Below are 20,911 nucleotides of genomic sequence, written 5' to 3'. Positions count from 1 at the left end.
AGGAGGTGAGTAATTAATGATAAGTACTAAGATGATAGTTGATTTAGATAATAAGTTAAATAGTATAAATAATAATACTAGTAATAATGTTTCTAATAAAGAAAATAAGGCTAATGATAATTTTAAAGATTATTTAAAAAAGGAGATTAATAATAGCACTTCAAATAACTCAACTAAAGAATCTGTAGAGAAGCAAGATTATAATTCCTTAAAAGCTGATACAGATGTATCTAAGGAAACTAAGAAGATAGAATCTATATTAAGTGATGTTTCTAATAAATTAGATGAGATTATAAGTAAAGAAGATTTCCTAGGAAATGAATCTGATATAGAAGACTTAACTGAAATTCTAAATCTATTAATAAGTCTTTTAAATAATAAGTTAAACAATGAAGAGTTAAATGAATTTACTTCTAAGGACGGCTATTTAGAAAACTTAGATTTAAGTAGCATAGATGTAGAAAATTTAAACAAAAATGATATAAGTAATTTGTTTTTATCATTGTTTAGCAATACAGAAGATGTAAATTTAAGTGATTCTTTATTAAATTTAAATGGTTTAGAAGAAAATAATTTAAACTCTGAAGATATAAAAAGTTTATTGAAAGATATGAAAGATTTAACTGACAATATTTTAAGTAATATTAAATCAGAAACTTCAAGTAATGTTTCTACGGAGAGCTATGAGAATAAATTAGGTAACAAAATTTTTGCTTTATTAGAGACTTTACCAAAGGAAAGTATAGAAAAAATTTCTTCTAGCCTAGGAGATGAAGAAAAGGTTAAAATTTTAAGTGTAGTATTACTAGAAAAAATTAATAATAGTTTAGGTAGTATAGATAAAGCTAATAATTATGAATCAAAGATAATTTTAGATGAATCAAATATTTTAAATGAAGATAACACACTAAACTATGAAACACCTACAGATAAGAATTTGAAAGATAATGAATCTTCAGGTAAATATAGTATTGATGAAAATACTGATGAAGATAGAATATTATCTAAAATTATAGATGGAGATGATAAAAGTTCTTTTTCTAAAATCCTAAATTCTTATGATATATATAATAAAAATAATGTAGATATAGTGAAAGAACCTGTAGTTGTTAATAAACAAAGTATAGATTTAGATATAATAAAAAATGTAAAATTTATGATAAAAAATGCTGTGCAAGAATTGAAGGTAAAAATATATCCTAAAGAACTTGGAGAAATGACTATAAAGATTCTTTCAGAAGAAGGTATAATGAAAGCAGAAATAAAGGCTATGTCCAAAGAAACATATAATTTATTAAATTCTAATCTACAGGATATAAAGAAGACTTTAATAGATCAAAATATAAAGATTCAGGAAGTAAATATAGGAATATACAATGAAGATACAACATTCTTTAGTGGTGAAGAGAATTCATCTGAGGGTTTTAACAATAACCAAAGTAAAGAAAATATTAATAAATCTCAATCTATACTTAATGAAGATGAAAATAGCACAGAAGATTTACTTAATCAAAGTAATGTAAATTTATTAGCATAGGGGGAAAGTACGGTGTCTAATGTTATAAATAATTATACAGGAGCAAGAGCGACTGATAGAGGAACTAAAGTAGTTAAACCAGGACAAGATATGGATAAAAATGCTTTTTTAACCATATTATCTGCAGAATTATCTAATATGGATCCAATGGGTAATAATGATTCTACTCAATATGTTACTCAAATGGCACAATTTGCTTCTATGGAGCAAATGACTAATTTAAATAATACAATGTCTAGTTATGCAAATAACTCAATGGTTGGAAAAGGTGTAACATTAAAGAGTGTAGATTCTAAGGGAGTGCCTTATACAGGGGTTGTAAAATCTGTAACTTCAACATCATCCAAAACAACTATTTCAGTTGAGGTTAACGAAGATGGGTCAAATGTGTACAAGGATTTTGATATATCAGATGTGCTTACTGTTTTAGATGTTCCAGATTACTCAATACCATCAATTAATAATATTAATGGAAATATGTCATTTTTAGTTGCATCTTCATTTATTGGAAAGCATGTTGAATTAAGTGAAAGTGATGAAGAGGGAAATAAATATACGGGAGAAGTTCTTGGTGTACTTAAGGATAATGGAGTTGTAAAGGTAAGAGTTAAGCTACATGATTCAGATGAAATAAAAGAATTTACTTATGATAAGATAGTAAAAGCTTCAAATAATAAAGATGAAATAAAGGGTAGTGAGGAGTAAAGGGATAAGTAAGTTATTTAAGTAGGTGATTTTTTTGAGTTTTAGGGTTATAAACGGAAAAGCTTATCCAGTAGGAAATTTTCAAATACCAAATGATAAGGTGAATGAAGATGATAATTATAATAAAAGTAATTTTAGTGATATTTTAAATGAGGCTATAAATAAAAGTAGTGAAGAATATACCTTATCAAAGCATGCAGCAGATAGATTAAAAGAGATTAATTTTACAGCTGCAGACATGGAAAAAATAGCAAAAGGCTTTAAAATGGCAGAAAATAAAGGAGCTAAAAATTCAGTAATGCTTTATAAAGATGTAGCTTTAATTGCAAGTATAGAAAATAAAACTGTAATAACAGCAGTAGAAAAAGAAAGATCTAAAGAAAATGTATTTACTAATATAGATAGTGTAGTAATTTTATAGGCTGGACCTAGTATTAGGAAGCTTAATTCTTGCTGAACGACAGATGCAAGAAAAAATAATATTTTGGAGGTCAATTATGTTAAGATCAATGTATTCCGGTATTAGCGGTATGAAAGTTAATCAAACTAAATTAGATGTTATAGGAAATAATATATCAAATGTAGGAACAACTTCATTTAAGGCATCAAGAGCAAGATTTAGCGATATGTTAAGTCAAAATGTATCAGATGCTATGGCTCCATCTAATAATCAAGGGGGAGTAAATGCAAGTCAAGTAGGACTTGGAGTTCAACTTGCAAGTATAGATTCAGTTATGACTCAAGGTATGATGCAGCCAACAGGTAGAGCTTTAGATGTTGCAATAGATGGAGATGGATTCTTTATGGTAAGTAAAGGACCAGCAATTTATGATGGATCATTGGAAGTAAATCATAGAGCAGGTGCACATAGCATAACAGCACAATCCTTAAGTAACTCTGGAAGTGAAATAATGTATAGTAGAGATGGTTCATTTATATTAGATGAACAAGGAAATTTATTAACTGGTGATGGATTTAGAATTATGGGTTACTCATTAACTAATGATGATAGTTCACAACAAGCAACAGGGCTATCTCCAAACTCAGTTAGTACAGCAGGATTGGACTTTAGATTTGGCCCAGGGTCACAATTAAATGGATTTAAGGTTGTATTAGGAGCAGTAGGACCAGGAACTGTTACTTCAGCGGACGTTAATAAAGCAGAAAAGCTTATAGTAGTAAATGGAGATTTCTCTTCAACAGGAGCATTAACAACAGCTCAAGTTGAGTCTGCAATAAGCAAGGGATTATCTTCAGCAGGAATATCTCAACAAGTATATGTTTCAGGAAAACCTATAAGTTTTGAAGGATTAGGTTCACCAGCAGTTGTTGGTGGAACAGATGCATTAGCACCTAAATCAGTTACAATAGCAGGATTTAATATACAACTTAGTGAAGGTAGTGCTTTAAATGGCTATAGTTTTGAAATTGGTGAAATATCAAGTGATCCATTATCTGTAAATGTAGAAAGTGGAAGAAAGAAAATAGTTATAAATGCTGATTTCTTAAATAAATCATTTAATGCATCTGATTTACAAGATGAATTAAATAATAAGCTTAAAGCAGCAGGCATTACGCAAGAAGCAAAAATTACAGGAACTCCAGCTACCTTAGGAAATATCAGTGGAGCATCAGATGCTTCAGGTAAGGTAGATTCTCCAGCATCAATAGATTATTCTAATAGTTCAGGCACTGCTACAACTGTAGGTGGATTTACTTTTTCTGGACAAACTAATGGAGAATTAAATGACTATACTATTTCTATAGGAGAAAGTGCAATAGGAACTCCACTTACAGTAGTTGTTGAAAATGGAAATATAATAATAAATGGAGATTTTAATACAACACCAGCTAAATTTACTAGTGCAGAATTGCAAACAAAGTTAAATAGTGCATTAAAAGCTAATGGATTAAAAACTCAATTAAATGTAGCAGGAAATATAAATATCGGTGATATATCAAATAAAGCTAAATTAAGTGGTGGGGTTACAGCAAGTTCTCCAAAATCTTTAAATATAGCAGGATTAAATGTAGATCTTCCTACAGGAACTTTATTAAATGAATTACAATTTGAAATTACAGATATAAATGAAGCAGGATTATCAGTAGAATATGAGCCAGCAGCAAATGGAAATGCTCATAAATTAGTTATTAAAGGAGATTTTACTAAAAAGGTAGCAGCAAAGGATTTAGAAGATAAAATAAATGCAGCATTATTAGCACAATATCCTGTAGAAGCTCCAAAGGTTAAAGTATCAGGTACTTCTAAACCTTATACAGGACTAACTTCTGATAATATAGATGGAGGAGAAGTTGATAAGGCTCCAGGAAAAGTAACAGTTGGAGGAGTAGACATACTTCTAGATGCAGGCGCAGCATTGAATGGATATAAATTCCAAATAGGTACAGTAACAGCAGGAACCAAAACAGAAGCATCAATTGATACAAAAAATAAAACAATAACAATAAATGGTGATTTTGTTACTGCAAATGCTATTACAGCAAAAAATATACAAGATGCTTTAACTAGAGCTTTAGAAGATAAAGGAATAAATCAAGGTATAACAGTTTCAAACAAGCCTATGGAAATTGGTGGAGTTGAATCAGAAGAAACAAATGGAGGAACTCCAATAGAAAGTATGAATGGGGACGGAAGTATTAACTTTGTAGATGGAACAAAAGATCTTAAATCTTATGATGGAGAATTAAAGACTCTTAAAATTCCTGATAAGGTTAGAATACCAGGATCAGATATAGAACTTAGAGTAAAAACTTATACAATAGATAAGAATGGCGTAATAAATGGAGTCCTTGAAGATGGTAGAGTAGCAGCACTTGGACAAATAGCTATGGCAAGCTTTAAAAATCCAGAAGGTTTAACAAAACTTGGAGGAAATCTTTATAGCTCATCAGTTAACTCAGGAGATGCAATTATAAAGAGTGGTGTAGGAACATTAAACGATGATAATTCAAAGGGATATGGTGATTCACTTCAAGGTATGCTTGAAATGTCGAATGTTGACTTAGCAGAACAATTTACAGATATGATAGTTTCAAGTAGAGCTTTCCAAGCATCAGGGAAGATGATAACAACTGGAGATGAAATACTTCAAGATATAATTAACTTAAAAAGATAGTTAGATAGTGCACAATTCACAGTTCACAGTTTTTTGATAAGGGAACATGTAATAGGTTATGATATAAATTGCGAAGCAATTTTTTAGTTAAAAGTTACGAGGGAAAAAGTGAAAAGTTAAGGATGTTTTGCTAAGCAAAACTTTAAATATATAGGTGTTAAGTACTCTTTATTTCAAAATCCTATAAGAATTTTTTCCATCACTATTCACTTTTTCACTATTCCCTTTTCACTATTTTGCTTCGCAAAATAAATCAACTATGCACTGTGCCTTGTGAACTTTTCACTAACAAAGAGTGGGGTGGTAGTTTATGATTGATGTTACAACAATGAATAATAAAGAAATTATTCTAAATGCAGATCATATAGAAAAAATTGAAGAAGTTCCAGAAACTTTAATAACATTGACTAATGGAAAAAAGTATATAGTTCTTGAAAGTGTTGAAGAAATAGTAGAAAAAGTAATTAGATATAAAAATAAAATTGTTACTTATAGGGTATAGTTGGAGGTAATTATAAAATGAAAAAGTCAGACTCATTAACTTCCATTGGATTAATATCAGGTATAATATTAATGTTTTATGGTATGGTTCTTGGTGGAAGTAGTCTTAAAATTTTCTGGGATCTATCATCAGTATTAATAACAGTAGGAGGATCTATTTCAGCCCTTTTGATAACTTATTCTTTAGAAGAAGTTAAAAATATTGGTAAATTAATGACTCAAGCTTTTAAGGAAAATAAATCATCTGCAAAAGAGATAATTCTTAGTTTTACAGAACTTTCCAAGAAAGCTAGAAGAGAAGGTTTACTATCTTTAGAAGATGAAATTGCTAATATGGAAGATCCTTTTTTGAAGAAAGGTCTACAAATGGTTGTAGATGGTATTGAACCAGAAACTATAAGAGAAATATTAGAACTAGAAATTGGAGAAATGGAAAATAGACATGAAAAGGGAGCAGGACTTTTCTTGTCTTGGGGAGCTTATGCACCAGCTTTTGGTATGTTAGGTACATTAATAGGTTTAATTCAAATGCTTGCAAATCTAACTGATGTAGCCAATATAGCATCAGGAATGGGAAAAGCATTAATTACAACATATTATGGATCACTTTTAGCAAATATGTTATGTAATCCAGTAGCGGCAAATTTAAAGCAAAAAAGTGCAAAAGAGGTTGGAGAAAGAGAAATGATGTTAGAAGGTATACTTGCAATACAATCAGGAGTAAATCCAAGAATTGTAGAAGAAAAACTAATAACATATTTACCACCTAAAGAAAAATTAGAATATTTAAATAACAATATTGAAAATGGTGAAGGGGTTGTTATTTAATGGCAAGAAAGAAAAAGACTAGTGAAGGCGGACTAAGAGGTGATGAGTGGCTTCCAACTTATGCAGATACAGTAACCTTATTGCTTACATTTTTTGTTCTTTTATATTCTATGGCATCTGTTGATGTTGAAAAAACAAAAAGTATAGCGCAGGCATTTACTTCTATGATGAATGGAAGTGAAGGAACTAGTTTACTAGAATATAATATGTATAACGGTGAGGTTCCTTTAATAGGAGGAGAAACAGAAGATAACATAGAAGGTGGCGAAGAATTAACTGAGCAAGAAAGAATGTATAAAGATGTTAAGGAATTTGTTAATGATAATAATTTATCTTCTGTTGTAGATATAATTGATGATGAAAGAGGAATAGTAATACAACTTAGGGATAACATATTATTTGAGACATCAAGTTCTGACTTAAGAGAAGACAGTAAGGAAGTACTAAACAAAATAAATTCTCTTATAGAGTCTGTCGAAAATCCTATATTAGTTGAAGGACATACAGACAATAGACCTATAAATACAAGTAGGTTTCCATCAAATTGGGAGTTGTCTGCAGATAGAGCAGTTAATGTAGTAAGATATTTTATTGAGAGCAAAGGACAAAATGCTACAAGATTTAGTGCAGCAGGTTATGGTGAATTTCATCCAGTAGCACCAAATGATACTTATGAAAATATGGCTAAAAATAGAAGAGTAGATATTTTAATTGTAACAACTGAAAAGGAGGAAGAATAAAAGTGGCTGAGGAGAAAAAAGAAAAGAAAAAAGGTAATAAATTAATTTTAATTATTGCTATATTAGCAGTTTTAGGCGGAGGAACATTTGGAGGAGTATATTATTTTATGAATAAAGATAATGCCTCACAGCCAGTTGTTATACAAGAAGCTTTTTTTGAGGTTGGTGAAATATTTGTAAATTTAAGTGATGAAGGTTCCAAAAGATACATAAAGCTTAATCTTTCAATAAGTTATGATAGTAAGAATAAAGATTTAGCAAAGGAAATAGAAGATAAAAAAGTTGTAATTAGAGATATCGCTATATTCTATATAAAATCCTGTAAAGCAAAGGATTTTGAACCAGCCAATGAAGCAGTGTTAAAAGGTGATATAATGACTAGAATTAATCAAAAGTTAACATCAGGATTACTGAAAGATGTTTATATAAGTGATATTATAGTACAATAAAGGAAGTAGATTTAAAAGATGGATTTAGTATTTTTAATATTTAAGTTAATATTTGCATTAACGATAGTACTTGGGCTTATTTATATATTATTTAAAATAAGTGGGAATAAACTTAATAAGATTAATGAAGGAAAATACATTAAGGTTTTAGAAAGAACTCAAATATCTAAAGAAACTTCAATAGTAGTGGTAAAAATAGGAAAAAAAGGCTATGTACTGAGTTCATCTAATAATACTACTGAAAAATTGGATGAGATATCTGAAGAAGATATATTTCTTTTAGAAGAGGAGAAAAGAAGAGAAAAAGAAAAAATAAATGACCAATATGAAACAGCTGTAAAAAGCTTAAGAGATAAAATAGATAAATTTAGAAATAAATATAATTAAAAGGAAGATTTATATGAATAAAAAGAAGAAATATATATTTATGCTGATAATGACAGTATTTCTGATATTTACTTTTAATAAAGCTGTAAATGCTGAACCAATAAGTATACCAGATTTAAATATTTCAGTAGGCGGCGAATCTACTTCTCCTCAAAATTATGTAGATAATATAAAATTATTGATAGTACTAACTATTTTAACATTATTACCTTCAATAATAATTATGATGACATCTTTTACAAGAATAATAGTTGTATTTTCTTTTTTAAAGAATGCATTAGGAGCTCAGCAATCAATTCCAAATCAAATACTTATTGGATTAGCAATATTTTTAACCATATTTATAATGCGACCAGTATATACAGAATTAAACGAAAATGCATTTAAACCTTTTATGGAAAATAAAATAACCCAAGAAGAAGCCATGGAGGCTGGAAGTAAGCCTTTAAGGAACTTCATGCTAAAACAAACAAGACAAAAAGATCTAGAATTATTTATTGAAGCATCAAAACTAAATAAAGAGGAAATAACAAAAGATAATATTCCATTAACAGTTGTTATCCCAGCTTTTGCTATAAGTGAACTTAAAACAGCATTTCAAATAGGATTTTTATTGTTCTTACCTTTCATAATAATAGATATGGTAGTAGCAAGTGTTCTTATGTCTATGGGAATGTTCATGCTTCCACCTGTAATGGTAGCATTACCATTTAAATTACTATTATTTGTAATGGTAGATGGTTGGTATCTAATGGTTAAGTCTTTAATAATGAGTTTTGGAGGGTAGGTGATAAATGTGAGTGAAAATTTAATTATAGGAATAGTAAGAGATGCATTATATACAGCATTAAAAATAGCTGGACCAATATTAATAGTATCAATATTGATTGGTTTAATAATAAGTATATTTCAAGCAACTACTCAAATACAAGAACAAACATTGACATTTGTTCCTAAGCTTATAGGAATAGCAGTTGTTGGGCTTGTATTGTCAAGCTTTATGTTGCATACATTAGTAGCCTTTACAGAAAGAATATTTGAACTTATTATTAAGATATCTACGTAGGAGGTAGGTGAGGCATGATAGATACAGCCTACTTTTTAGCACTATTTCTTATATTTTTAAGAGTTACAGCTTTTTTTGCTATAACCAATATATTTTTTCCAAATGGGACACCGAAAGCATTAAAAGCTATGTTTTCATTAATATTTTCCTTTGCATTACTTGGAGGAATAGATTATTCAAATATAAATTTAATTACAAGCAATTATTATTTAATTATTTATATGATTTTAGAAGTGACCAATGGGTTAATACTGGGATTAATATCTAATATAGCTTTTGAAGTGGTATTAATGGCAGGAAGCCTAATAGATGTACATATAGGATTAAGTATGGTTAATACTATAGATCCGAATAGTAAAATAAGTACAACAATAACTGGAAATTTACTTCACTATGTAGCTTTAATGATTTTTTTTGTAGTAGATGGGCATCATATGCTTATAAAATCACTTATTGAAAGTTTCATAATATTGCCAATGGGTAAGGGACTACTTTATCCAGATACAATGATGACACTTATAGAGGTTGTAGGGAAGTATTTTGTAATAGGATTGAAAATTGCAATACCTATAGTATTGATAATAATATTAACAGACCTTTGCATGGGACTTATTTCAAGAGCAGTTCCACAAATAAATGTGATGATACTTGGAATGCCAGTTAAAATGTTAGTTGGTATATTAGCTATATCAATATCATTACCAATTATAATAAAGCTTTTTGTTAGCAGCATAAGTTACATTCCTGATATTTTTAGAAAGATAATCACATCTGCTCCTCTGATTCTTCTAATATGGGCAGACGAAAAAACTGAAGAAGCTACTCCTAAGAAAAAAAGTGATTCTAGGAAAAAAGGTCAAGTCCCAAGAAGTAAGGATATTGGTCTTGCAATTACCATGGTGGCAACAGTTCTAGTAATTGTTGCATTAAGTGGATTTATAGTATCTTCATTAAAGAATAATGTAATATACTTTCTTAATGATATGGGTACTATGGAGGTTACAGAAAGTAGCTTGAAGGGGATAAATGTTCTTATTATAAGTAAAATAGCAATAGTAATAATGCCAGTTATTTTGCCTATAATGATAGCAGGAGTTGTTGCTAGTTTGCTTCAAACAGGATTTTTAGTAGTTAAAGATGCTATAAAGCCTTCATTTGGCAAATTAAATCCAATTAATGGATTTAAAAATATGTTTTCTAAAAAGGCCTTAGTAGAATTAGTAAAGAATTTAATACTTATATCAATAGTTATTTTTATAGCTTATTCTTATATACGAGATAACTTTGATAAAATAATACAAATAGGAAATTTATATTTACCTACTCTAGGCATAGAAGTTAAATCTCTAATAGTTAATATATTTATAAAAATAACTATACTGTTAGTTGTAATAGCAGTTATAGATTATATTGTTCAATATATACTTTTTCAAAAGGATATAAGAATGACAAAGCAAGAAATAAAAGAAGAATATAAACAAATGGAGGGAGACCCTCAAATAAAATCCAAAATGAAACAAAGACAAAGAGAAATGTCACAAAGAAGAATGATGCAATCTGTAGGAGATGCTACTGTAGTAATAACAAATCCTACGCATTTAGCTGTGGCAATTAAATATGAAGAAGGTAAGATGGAAGCTCCAAAAGTTGTAGCTAAAGGAGCTGATGCAATAGCAATAAAAATTAAAGAAAAAGCTATTGAGTCAAAGGTTCCTATAATAGAAAATAAACCTTTAGCAAGAATGCTATATAGCACAGTAGAAATAGATAAGGATATTCCACAGGATATGTATCAAGCTGTAGCAGAAATTTTAGCTATGGTATTTAAGTTAGATAAGAAAAAAAGACGCACTAGATAATAAAGGATGGGATAAGGTTGCTTGCAAATGAAAAATTTAGTTTAAATAAAAATATGGATGTATTAGTAGCCTTTGGTGTACTTGGTATTGTACTTATGATAATAATACCTCTTCCACCGTTGTTATTAGACATTTTATTAGCATTTAATATAACACTGTCAGCAGTAGTTATAATGATTACTATGTTTACCACAAATGTACTTCAATTATCAGTATTTCCAACGTTATTACTTGTAACAACTCTTTTTAGATTAGGTCTTAATATATCATCAACAAGACTTATATTAAGCGAAGGAGATGCAGGAAGTATAATAGAAGCCTTTGGTGAATTTGTTATAGGTGGGAATTATATTGTTGGTATAATAATATTCTTAATTATAATAATTATACAATTTGTAGTAATAACTAATGGAGCAGGAAGAGTTTCAGAAGTATCAGCAAGATTTACATTAGATGCAATGCCAGGTAAACAAATGAGTATAGATGCAGACTTAAATGCAGGAACTATAGATGAGGCAACTGCAAGAAAAAGAAGAGCAGATTTACAAGCAGAAGCAGATTTTTATGGATCAATGGATGGGGCATCTAAGTTTGTAAAAGGAGATGCTATAGCAGGTATAATAATAACTATAATAAATATTGTTGCAGGTATTGTTATAGGTGTAATGAGTGGCATGGATATTGCAAAGGCAGCACAATTATATACAAGGCTTACAGTAGGAGATGGTTTAGTTAGTCAAATTCCAGCTTTACTAATATCCACTGCATCAGGTATATTAGTAACAAGATCAGGAAGCTCAGATAACTTTGGTAAAACTTTTAGTAAGCAACTTACTGCATTCCCTGTTGCATTAGCAATAGTTTCAGCAGTAATGTTTTTCTTAGCTTTAATTCCAGCAATGCCAAAACTTCCATTTTTATTAGCAGCAGTGACAAGTGGGGTTGCAGCATATCTTTTATTTAAAGAAGATCAAAAGAATCAAGAAGCAGAACTTGCAAAAGTTGAGGAAGAATATACAGAAATGGAAAGAAAAGAACCAGAAAATGTTATGACTTTAATTTCTGTTGAGCCAATGGAAGTAGAAATAGGTTATGGGTTAATTCCTTTGGCAGATGAATCAACAGGTGGAGATTTACTGCAAAGAATTGCATCTGTTAGAAGACAATGTGCAATAGAAATGGGAGTTGTAGTTCAACCTATAAGAATAAGAGACAATCTTCAACTAAAAACTAATGAATATGTAATAAAAATAAGAGGAACAGTTATAGCTTCAGCAGAGCTTATGGCAAATATGCTTCTTTGTATGGATCCATCTGGAGATAACTCTCAAATAGCTGGAATAAGAACTATAGAGCCTACATTTAATTTACCAGCAGTATGGATAAATAAAGATCAAAGAGAAGAAGCTGAAATAAAAGGATTAACTGTGGTAGATCCAACTACTGTTATGGTTACTCATTTAACAGAAACTATAAAAGCACACTCTTATGAATTACTTGGAAGACAAGAAGTTCAGTTAATAGTAGATAATACTAAAGAGAAATATAGTACTGTGGTAGAAGAACTTATACCTGATCTTATGACTATAGGAGAACTTCAAAAAGTATTACAAAACTTATTAAGAGAAAAAGTTCCAATAAAAGATATGGTAACAATTATGGAATCTTTAGCAGATAATTCTAGGCTTACTAAAGATTTAGAACTATTAACAGAATATGTTAGATTTGCACTAGCGAGAACAATTTGTAATACAGTAATAGATGAAAATAGAAGTATAACAGTTGTTACATTATCTCCTCAAATAGAAGAAATAATAGCAGCTAATACTCAAAAATCTATGCAGGGATCTTTCCCAGCGGTTGATCCAGATACAACTACTAAGATACTTAATTCTATAAGAGATGAAGTAGATAGAGTTTATTTCTATAACAATCAACCAGTTATACTAGTATCGCCAAACATAAGACCAGTATTTAGGAAACTTATAGAAATGGTATTTCCACATATAATGGTTATATCACTAAATGAAATTCCAAATGATGTTGAAATAAGAACAGAAGGAGTTGTCTCATTATAATGGTAATAAAAAAATACTTAGTAAAAAATATGAATGAAGCTCTTACTAGAATAAGATACGAACTAGGTAAAGATGCTATTATAATAAGTCAAAGAAAAATAAGAGAGTCAGGAATTAAAGGATATTTTAAACCTAAGTTAATTGAAGTTACTGCAGCACTTGAAAATAATAAAATAGATAAAAAAAACAAATTTGCTAGAGAAAAAGAAGATGATATGGATTTTAGAAATTCTCTAGATAGTATAAAAAAAATTATTTCAGAAAAAGATAAGAAAATAATTAAAGAAGAAGTTAAAGAAGATAAAAATAATTTAAATAATAATGAGAATATAAAAAATGAAGTCAAAGAAATTAAGGAGTTATTAAATAAAGTTATAAAAAATACAAATAAAGAAGAAGAAAAGGATTTAATATCAGAGTATCTAAGAGATATGGATATTGATGAAAAACTTTTAATTGATTTATTGACGAAAAATTATGATAATATAGATGAGTTTAAAAAAGATTTCATGAATTTATTAGAAAAAGAAATTGATATCAGCACTAACAACTTAAGAGGAAAAGTGGTTTTGGTGGGTCCAACAGGAGTAGGAAAAACCACTACTATAGCTAAACTTGCGGGAAGATTAGCCTTAATAGAAAAAAAGAAAGTTGGGTTAATTACTATAGATACCTATAGAATAGGAGCTGTTGAGCAACTAAAGACTTATGCTGAAATTATGAATATACCATTTAAAGTAGTTATAACCTTAAAAGAGATGGAAGGTGCTGTTAAGGAACTGGAAGCTTGTGATGTAATTTTAGTAGACACAACAGGAAGAAGCAGTAAAAATACAATGCAAATATCAGAACTTAGAGCATTTATTCAAAAGGTTAATGCTGATCATATAATGCTTGTGATGAGTGGAACCACAAAAAATAGAGATATTCAAACAATTTTAGAGGGGTATAATGAACTTGCTTATGAAGAATTAATTATAACTAAATTAGATGAAACCAGTACTTATGGCTGTGTGTACAACATAGTAAAAAGGTCAAATAAACCTATAGCTTATATAACCACGGGGCAAGATGTTCCAGATGATATAAAAGTACCTTCAAAGAATGAAATAGAAAAACTTATTCTAGGGGAGGAAACTATATGTTAGACCAAGCAGAAAGTTTAAGAAGGTTAGCAAGAGGTGAAATACAAGAAAGCTTTAAAAGAGATGCTAGAATAATAACTATAACATCAGGTAAAGGTGGCGTTGGAAAAAGTAATTTTGTAGTTAATTTGGCAATTACATTAGTTAAAAAAGGCAAGAGAGTATTAATATTTGATGCAGATATAGGAATGGGAAATGATGATGTTTTAATGGGAATATACCCTAGGCATAGTGTTTTAGATTTAATTAATGGTAAATTAGCTATAGAAGATATAATTGTTGATGGACCAGAAGGGGTAAAATTATTACCAGGCGGAAGCGGATTAAATAATATAGAGGATTTACAACAAAATCAAAGAGATATTTTCTTGAAAAAAATAGAAATGTTAGAAGGATTTGATTATATATTCATAGATACAGGTGCGGGAATAAGCAGAAGTGTATTAGCCTTTATAGCCTGTAGTGATGAATTAATATTAGTAACTACTCCAGAACCTACTTCATTAACGGATGGATATAGCCTATTAAAAGCAGTAAATCATTTTAAAATAAAAAACAAAGCTAATATAGTTGTTAATAAAGCATTAGACAAAAAAGAAGGAAGCCAAACTTTCATAAAATTTAAGGCTGCTGTAAATAAATTTTTAACACTAGAAGTTGATTATTTAGGAAGTATTTATGAAGATAGAAAACTTGTTATGGCAGTAAGGGAACAAATACCCTTTGTAATTAGTTATCCTAATTGTGATGCTGCTAAATCTATAATTGAGATAGCAGATAAAATTATAGGAAAGAAAAAAGAAGCCATAGGTGTTGGTGCTCAAGGGTTGTTTAGAAAATTATTTAATATTTTTTCTTAGGGGGATTATAGGTAATGACAAAATTAGAACTTGGTATAAATTGTAAAATTGACGTTTTATGGGGAGAAGATATTTATAAATCAACGATTCAAGATATAAAGGATGAAGAAATTTTAATAACAGTTCCAGTATCTAATGGAGTTTATTTAACTTTAGAAGACGGAGAAAAATTAGAACAAATATTCTATGATAATAAAGGAAATGTTTTTGGTTATAAGAGTGAGGTTTTAGGGAGAATTACAGAAAATAATATTCCATTTTATAGGATTGGAAAGCCTTTTGAGATAACTAGAATACAAAGAAGAAATTATGTAAGAGTTAATATACTACAAGTGATTAACTATATAAAAGAAGAAGAACTTGAAAAAGAAATAAAAGAAGAAGAAAAATATGAACATGCACTTTTACTGGACTTAAGTGGTGGTGGCATGAGAATTAAAATAAAAGAAGAGTTATCGTATAATGATATTATAGTTGCAAATTTAATTCATGATAATGAAAAGATAACTGTAAGGGGAAAAATCGTAAGGATAGAAAAAGCAGAAGATAAGAAGTATGTATGTGGAATAGATTTTGATGATATGGACAATGTAACAAGAGAGAAAATAATAAGAACAGTATTTAGGATAATGAGAAAACAACGAGAACTTATCTAGAGGAGGTTAACAATATGGAATGTCAAAGCCCTATAATTCATAAAGAACAAATTGTAGAAAAATATATACCACTAGTTAAATATTTAGCTTCTAGAGTTATGATTGGTAAAACCAAATATATAGAATATGAGGATTTAGTAAGCTATGGAATTGTTGGGCTTTTAGATGCAATTAATAGGTACGATTCAACAAAAGGTATGAAGTTTTCATCTTATGCTACTTTAAGAATAAAAGGGTCAATGATTGATGAAATAAGAAAAAATAGACCTATTTCTAAAGGTGCTATGGATAAGTTGGCTAGATATAATGAATGCGTAGAAAAACTCCAAAATATATACATGAGAGAACCAAATCTAAAAGAAATTGCAAATGAACTAAAAATATCAGAGGAAGAAGTTTCTCAAATTGAAAATTATATAAATTATATGTCAGTGATGTCTTTGGAGTCTATAATATATTCAGATGATGATGATGTTACTATTATGGAGACATTAGAAGATAAAAACTCTGTTTCACCAGAAGAATCTTTAGAAGATAAAGAAAAATTAGAAGTTCTTGCAAAAGCAATAGAAGATTTGAAGGAAAAGGATAAGCTTATATTAAAGTTATATTATTATGAAAAGTTAACTTTAAAAGAAATAGGACAAATTTTAGAAGTATCAGAATCTAGAGTTTGTCAGTTACATAGTAGAGCCATAAGGAATTTAAGGGGTGTAATGCAAAAGATAAATTACATATAAATTATACTTAGATAAATAAGAAAGGGAGGATTATATGCTTCCTGTATTAATAATGTTAATAGGAATTATACTTATAATTTTAAATGTTAAAGCTATAAAAAAAGAAGATAAATCCTTTGAAAATATACTAAATAGAGAAGAAATGAATAATAATAGGGATTATGATGTAGAAATTATTTCAATAAGAAAAGATTTAGCTGAAACTGTTTTAGATTTACAAAAGGAAATTGAAGAATTAAAAAAATCATTGAATCATATAAAGAATAAGAAAGAAGTAGACGATAATAAATATAATATAGATAATTATAAAAAAGAAGATTCAGAAAACATATTAAAAGAAGATATAATAGAAAATGATATAATATCAGAAATAAATTTCATTAATAAAGAAAAACTTCAAAATGATAAAATGGAAAGTGTGAAGTCGTTTTTAGAAAATGGATTAACTGATGATGAAATATGTGAGAAACTATCCATAGGTAAGGGGGAAGTACTATTAATAAAAAGTTTATTAAGAAAATAAGTATAGTAATTGATTTTTTAACTGACAGAAAAATACTTATGGGAATAGGCATTGGAATGGTATTGACTTCAATATTTATGTTTGGATATAGTTATAATAAAGAACTTTCTAATGATAAAATAGAAGAAAAGGCTAGAGGCCTTGGAATGCACTATGAGGATGAATGTAAAGTATTATTTAAAGGAGTTGAGGATAATGATTAGGAGTTTATATACTGCTGTATCAGGATTAATATCATTAGAGAATAAGCAATCTAATATAACAAATAATATAACAAATGCAAATACAACTGGATTTAAAGGTGATAACTTATCAATAAAAAGCTTTGATGAAGTTATGATTCAAAATAGAGATAAAGTAGTTAATGGTAAAAATATAACTCAAAAGCTGGGATCAATAAGTTTAGGTGCTAAAATAGATAGTGTAGATACAACATTTACGCAAGGACTTATAAAAAGCACAGATAAAAAAACAGATTTTGCTATAGAGGGAAGAGGATTTTTTGCTATACAAAAGCAAACTAATGCAGGTAATGAAGTAGTATATACAAGAGATGGAAGCTTTAAAGTTGGAAATGATGGATATCTTATGAATACTGATGGGGATAGGGTTCTAGGAATGAATAAAAGCACAGGAACTCTTGAACCAATCTTTGTAGGTGGAGATGACTTTATATTAGATAGAAATAACAACTTGTACATAGGAGATAGAGCAACACATACTTTAGCAACAGCAGATTTTCAAGATTATAACACATTGGAAAAAATAGGGAATAATTATTATAGAGGAGAAAATCCTATATATAATGCACAAGTTTCAGTTACTCAAGGCTCATTAGAAGGTTCAAATGTAAGTGTTTCAAATGAGATGGTAAATATGATTACTACAATGAGAAGTTTTGAAACTAATCAAAAAATAGTTCAAACTATTGATGAAACATTAGGAAAGGCTGCAAATGAAATAGGCGCAGTTAAATAGTAGGAGGATGAATTTATGCTAAGAACATTATGGACTGCAAGAAGTGGAATGAATGCAAATCAAGATAAGTTAGATGCAATTTCTAATAATTTAGCGAACTCAACTACTATGGGATATAAGAAAATAGAGGTTGGGTTTAAAGACTTATTAACAGAATCTTTAGATAGGATGGGAACTCCAATTAATGATAAAGATGCCGTAATTGGAACAGGTACAAGAACTTCAGAATGGTATAGAGACAACTCTCAAGGTATGTTACAAGAAACTTTAAGAGGTACAGACTTATCAATTGATGGCTCAGGTTATTTTAAAATAATTTCATCAGATGGAGGAGAAGCCTATACAAGAGATGGTGCTTTTGCAATTGATGCTAATGGTAAAATTGTAGATAATAGAGGAAATAAATTAGAACTTAATTATTTAAATGGGTATTCTGAGAATAATGTGGTATTTAATAAAGATAATTTTCTTGTAGATAAAAAAGGACAAGTTTATATTAAAGATAGAGGTAACTTTATACAAGTTGCAGAAATTCCATTATATACAGCAGTAGGAGATAGAGCATTTTTATCAATTGGAGAGAACTTATTTACTCCAGCCCAAGGAGTAGAGGTGCAAAGAACTACTAACTTTGACATATACCAAGGATCATTAGAAGGATCAAATGTAGATATTGCAACTGAATTCTCAGAAATGATATTAACTCAAAGGGCTTTTGAACTTAGTTCAAGAGGAATTACAACTGCAGATGAAATGTGGGGAATGGTTAATAATATGAGATCTAGATAAGAGTGGGAAGAATGAAAAGTGAAAGAGTTGAGGAAATAATTCAGCATAGCTGAATTATAAAATAAAGGCTGAGAAAATACTAAAATCTCAGCCTTTTTAATTTATTATTTTGAAATTCCATTGGAATTTTATAAATAACTGTTCATTTTTTCACTATAATTTAGTTTACTAAATTATTTAGCAGTTACTGCCGCTGTAATTGGTGGTACCACTTGTTTCTTTCTTGAAAGCACTTTATCTAAGAACGCCGTATTATCTTTTAATGTAATATTGAAAGCTTTCTCAATTATTTCTGGTCTATCACCAGCAACTAATATTTGAGATCCTTCATTAAGAATATCTGTAAGCAATAAAAGTACAGTATCTAGTTTTGCTTCTTTTGCTTTAGTATTCATATAAGTCAACATTTCTTCTTTAAGTGGCATAAATCCTTCAATATCCATAGTATTTACTTGTGCTATACCAACCCTTGTATCTTCCATAGTAAATGGCTTGAAATCTTGATTAAAGATTTGTTCTACTGTTTTTCCTTTTAATGAAGTTCCAGCTTTAAACATCTCTTTAGCAAATTTTTCAACATCTATTCCAGCTATTTCAGCTAATCTTAGACAAATATTTTTATCTTGTGGTGTACAAGTTGGGCTTCTAAATAGTAATGTATCAGAAATTATAGCTCCACATAGAAGTCCAGCAGCTTGCTTTGAAGGGCGTATTCCATTTTCAAAGAAGCATTTACCTACTATAGTAGAAGTACTTCCAATAGGCTCACTTCTAAAATATAAAGGTCCACTAGTTTGAATATCAGCAACTCTGTGATGATCTATTATTTCTAATATTTCAGCATCTTCAAGTCCATCAACTGATTGACTTCTTTCATTATGGTCAACTTGGATGATTTTCTTCTTATAATTAGAAATTAAATGATATCTTGATACAGCTCCAATTACTTTGCCATTTTCTGCAATAACCGGATAACTTCTATATCTAGTTTCTATCATAACTTTTTTTACATCTTCAACTAAATCATTAGTTGAGAATGTAACTAACTTATCTTTAATCATAACATAACCGACAGGAATACTTTGAACTATAAGTCGTGATGTAGTAAATGAATCATGTGGAGTAGTTATAACACTTATATTAGCCTTTTTAGCTTTTTCTGTTATTTTGCTACTTGGAGTATGTGATCCAGTAATTATCATAAGAGATATATTAAGATCAAGTAAGGCGTTTTGAACTTCTTCTCTATCTCCAACTATAGCTATATCCCCAGCTTCTATGTAATCTTTCATACTTTCAGGCTTCATTGCAGTTACTGCTATTTTACCAGGAAAAGTTTTTCTTTTAGAATCTACATAAATTTCCTTTGCAGATAGTGTATCTATAATATTTTCGATTGAAGTATTACTTTTTGCTAGAATTCTATTATCCCAAATATCCATATAACATGAAGTTAAGTTTGAGATAGCTAAAACTCCCAATAAATGATCATTTTCGTCAGCTACTGGTAAAGTTTTAATGTTTTTATTTCTCATTATATTCCAAGCTGTTTTTAAAGATATATCAGGAGATACAGGAGTTATTCTATCAAACTCTAAATCTTCTACCTTTAATTTCACAGTCTTTAGCAATTGAGGAGCTTCAACTCCAAAATAATCAAGAATATATTGAGTTTCTTGATTTACATTTCCAAGTCTTACAGGTACTGCAGGTATATTGCCTGTCTTATTTTTAAATTCAGCATACGAAAAAGCTGCACATATCGAATCAGAATCTGGATTCTTATGTCCTGTTACGTAAATTATGTCTTTCAAATTAAGACCCTCCTTAGTTAAATTTTATATATACATATTCTATATTTATATTGTTAATTTGTAAAGCTATCTATATAAAGTATATGTAGAAATATGTTGAATTACTCTTATTTACATGT

At 29.1% G+C, this 20,911-nt stretch carries 22 protein-coding genes and 1 pseudogene; 22 read left to right on the top strand and 1 reads right to left on the bottom strand.

Features of this window, described 5'->3' with window-relative positions:
* Window positions 1-16 precede the first annotated feature (16 nt).
* The 22 genes and pseudogenes from ABDZ60_RS08080 to ABDZ60_RS07975 all read left to right on the top strand — a co-directional run bounded on the left by ABDZ60_RS08080 (window position 17) and on the right by ABDZ60_RS07975 (window position 18,978).
* Complete coding sequence (locus ABDZ60_RS08080) at window positions 17-1,537, top strand: flagellar hook-length control protein FliK (protein WP_343777390.1); 1,521 nt, start codon at window positions 17-19, stop codon at window positions 1,535-1,537.
* Between the two features lie 12 nt (window positions 1,538-1,549).
* On the top strand, window positions 1,550-2,242 hold the full coding sequence (locus ABDZ60_RS08075) for a flagellar hook capping FlgD N-terminal domain-containing protein (RefSeq protein WP_343777388.1): 693 nt from the start codon (window positions 1,550-1,552) through the stop codon (window positions 2,240-2,242).
* 34 nt (window positions 2,243-2,276) lie between these two features.
* Window positions 2,277-2,663: a TIGR02530 family flagellar biosynthesis protein gene (locus ABDZ60_RS08070; RefSeq protein WP_047001603.1), complete on the top strand. Its 387-nt coding sequence runs from the start codon at window positions 2,277-2,279 to the stop codon at window positions 2,661-2,663.
* Window positions 2,664-2,706: 43 nt separating this feature from the next.
* Window positions 2,707-3,279: pseudogene (locus tag ABDZ60_RS08065) on the top strand (flagellar hook-basal body complex protein); the annotation flags it as partial.
* A gap of 24 nt (window positions 3,280-3,303) precedes the next feature.
* Entirely contained in the window at window positions 3,304-5,379 is a 2,076-nt protein-coding gene (locus ABDZ60_RS08060; protein ID WP_242849829.1) for a flagellar hook-basal body complex protein, read from the top strand.
* Between the two features lie 310 nt (window positions 5,380-5,689).
* On the top strand, window positions 5,690-5,881 hold the full coding sequence (locus ABDZ60_RS08055) for a flagellar FlbD family protein (protein WP_016206582.1): 192 nt from the start codon (window positions 5,690-5,692) through the stop codon (window positions 5,879-5,881).
* A gap of 17 nt (window positions 5,882-5,898) precedes the next feature.
* Window positions 5,899-6,708 carry a motility protein A gene (locus ABDZ60_RS08050; RefSeq protein ID WP_047001600.1) on the top strand — a complete coding sequence of 270 codons (810 nt, stop codon included), beginning with the start codon at window positions 5,899-5,901 and terminating at the stop codon, window positions 6,706-6,708.
* Window positions 6,708-7,448 (top strand): OmpA family protein, encoded by a 741-nt coding sequence (locus ABDZ60_RS08045; RefSeq protein WP_343777384.1) that lies wholly within the window; start codon window positions 6,708-6,710, stop codon window positions 7,446-7,448. Before ABDZ60_RS08050 ends, ABDZ60_RS08045 begins: the two co-directional genes overlap by 1 nt.
* A gap of 2 nt (window positions 7,449-7,450) precedes the next feature.
* The gene (locus ABDZ60_RS08040) at window positions 7,451-7,897 is read left to right on the top strand and encodes a flagellar basal body-associated FliL family protein (protein WP_047001598.1); all 447 of its coding nucleotides are present in this window, start codon (window positions 7,451-7,453) and stop codon (window positions 7,895-7,897) included.
* 18 nt (window positions 7,898-7,915) lie between these two features.
* On the top strand, window positions 7,916-8,284 hold the full coding sequence (locus tag ABDZ60_RS08035) for a flagellar biosynthetic protein FliO (protein WP_047001597.1): 369 nt from the start codon (window positions 7,916-7,918) through the stop codon (window positions 8,282-8,284).
* A 13-nt stretch (window positions 8,285-8,297) separates the two neighbouring features.
* Window positions 8,298-9,071, top strand: coding sequence for a flagellar type III secretion system pore protein FliP (gene fliP / locus ABDZ60_RS08030; protein WP_343777380.1), 774 nt, complete (start codon window positions 8,298-8,300; stop codon window positions 9,069-9,071).
* A 9-nt stretch (window positions 9,072-9,080) separates the two neighbouring features.
* Window positions 9,081-9,350 (top strand): flagellar biosynthesis protein FliQ, encoded by a 270-nt coding sequence (fliQ, locus tag ABDZ60_RS08025; protein WP_343777378.1) that lies wholly within the window; start codon window positions 9,081-9,083, stop codon window positions 9,348-9,350.
* Between the two features lie 14 nt (window positions 9,351-9,364).
* Window positions 9,365-11,209: a fused FliR family export protein/FlhB family type III secretion system protein gene (locus ABDZ60_RS08020; RefSeq protein WP_343777376.1), complete on the top strand. Its 1,845-nt coding sequence runs from the start codon at window positions 9,365-9,367 to the stop codon at window positions 11,207-11,209.
* Between the two features lie 53 nt (window positions 11,210-11,262).
* The gene (flhA, locus tag ABDZ60_RS08015) at window positions 11,263-13,287 is read left to right on the top strand and encodes a flagellar biosynthesis protein FlhA (RefSeq protein ID WP_047001630.1); all 2,025 of its coding nucleotides are present in this window, start codon (window positions 11,263-11,265) and stop codon (window positions 13,285-13,287) included.
* Window positions 13,287-14,435 (top strand): flagellar biosynthesis GTPase FlhF, encoded by a 1,149-nt coding sequence (gene flhF / locus ABDZ60_RS08010; RefSeq protein ID WP_343777374.1) that lies wholly within the window; start codon window positions 13,287-13,289, stop codon window positions 14,433-14,435. Before flhA ends, flhF begins: the two co-directional genes overlap by 1 nt.
* The gene (locus ABDZ60_RS08005) at window positions 14,429-15,292 is read left to right on the top strand and encodes a MinD/ParA family protein (protein WP_343777372.1); all 864 of its coding nucleotides are present in this window, start codon (window positions 14,429-14,431) and stop codon (window positions 15,290-15,292) included. Before flhF ends, ABDZ60_RS08005 begins: the two co-directional genes overlap by 7 nt.
* A gap of 14 nt (window positions 15,293-15,306) precedes the next feature.
* Entirely contained in the window at window positions 15,307-15,948 is a 642-nt protein-coding gene (locus ABDZ60_RS08000) for a flagellar brake protein (RefSeq protein WP_343777370.1), read from the top strand.
* A 14-nt stretch (window positions 15,949-15,962) separates the two neighbouring features.
* Window positions 15,963-16,688, top strand: coding sequence for a FliA/WhiG family RNA polymerase sigma factor (locus tag ABDZ60_RS07995; protein WP_016206571.1), 726 nt, complete (start codon window positions 15,963-15,965; stop codon window positions 16,686-16,688).
* A gap of 34 nt (window positions 16,689-16,722) precedes the next feature.
* Window positions 16,723-17,211: a hypothetical protein gene (locus ABDZ60_RS07990; RefSeq protein WP_343777367.1), complete on the top strand. Its 489-nt coding sequence runs from the start codon at window positions 16,723-16,725 to the stop codon at window positions 17,209-17,211.
* A gap of 38 nt (window positions 17,212-17,249) precedes the next feature.
* Window positions 17,250-17,414 (top strand): hypothetical protein, encoded by a 165-nt coding sequence (locus tag ABDZ60_RS07985; RefSeq protein ID WP_156174334.1) that lies wholly within the window; start codon window positions 17,250-17,252, stop codon window positions 17,412-17,414.
* Window positions 17,407-18,189 carry a flagellar hook-basal body complex protein gene (locus ABDZ60_RS07980; protein ID WP_047001590.1) on the top strand — a complete coding sequence of 261 codons (783 nt, stop codon included), beginning with the start codon at window positions 17,407-17,409 and terminating at the stop codon, window positions 18,187-18,189. Before ABDZ60_RS07985 ends, ABDZ60_RS07980 begins: the two co-directional genes overlap by 8 nt.
* Window positions 18,190-18,204: 15 nt before the next feature.
* Window positions 18,205-18,978, top strand: coding sequence for a flagellar hook-basal body complex protein (locus ABDZ60_RS07975; RefSeq protein ID WP_047001589.1), 774 nt, complete (start codon window positions 18,205-18,207; stop codon window positions 18,976-18,978).
* Window positions 18,979-19,151: 173 nt separating this feature from the next.
* On the opposite strand, the gene ABDZ60_RS07970 is transcribed toward ABDZ60_RS07975, so the two are convergent.
* On the bottom strand, window positions 19,152-20,792 hold the full coding sequence (locus tag ABDZ60_RS07970; protein ID WP_047001588.1) for a putative manganese-dependent inorganic diphosphatase: 1,641 nt from the start codon (window positions 20,790-20,792) through the stop codon (window positions 19,152-19,154).
* Window positions 20,793-20,911: the final 119 nt, after the last annotated feature.

The organism is Clostridium sartagoforme (genome assembly GCF_039521405.1).
GTDB classification, from domain to species: Bacteria; Bacillota; Clostridia; order Clostridiales; family Clostridiaceae; genus Clostridium; species Clostridium sartagoforme.
Note: the sequence above shows the minus strand (reverse complement) of the source record. Positions and strands in the feature narration are given on the sequence as shown.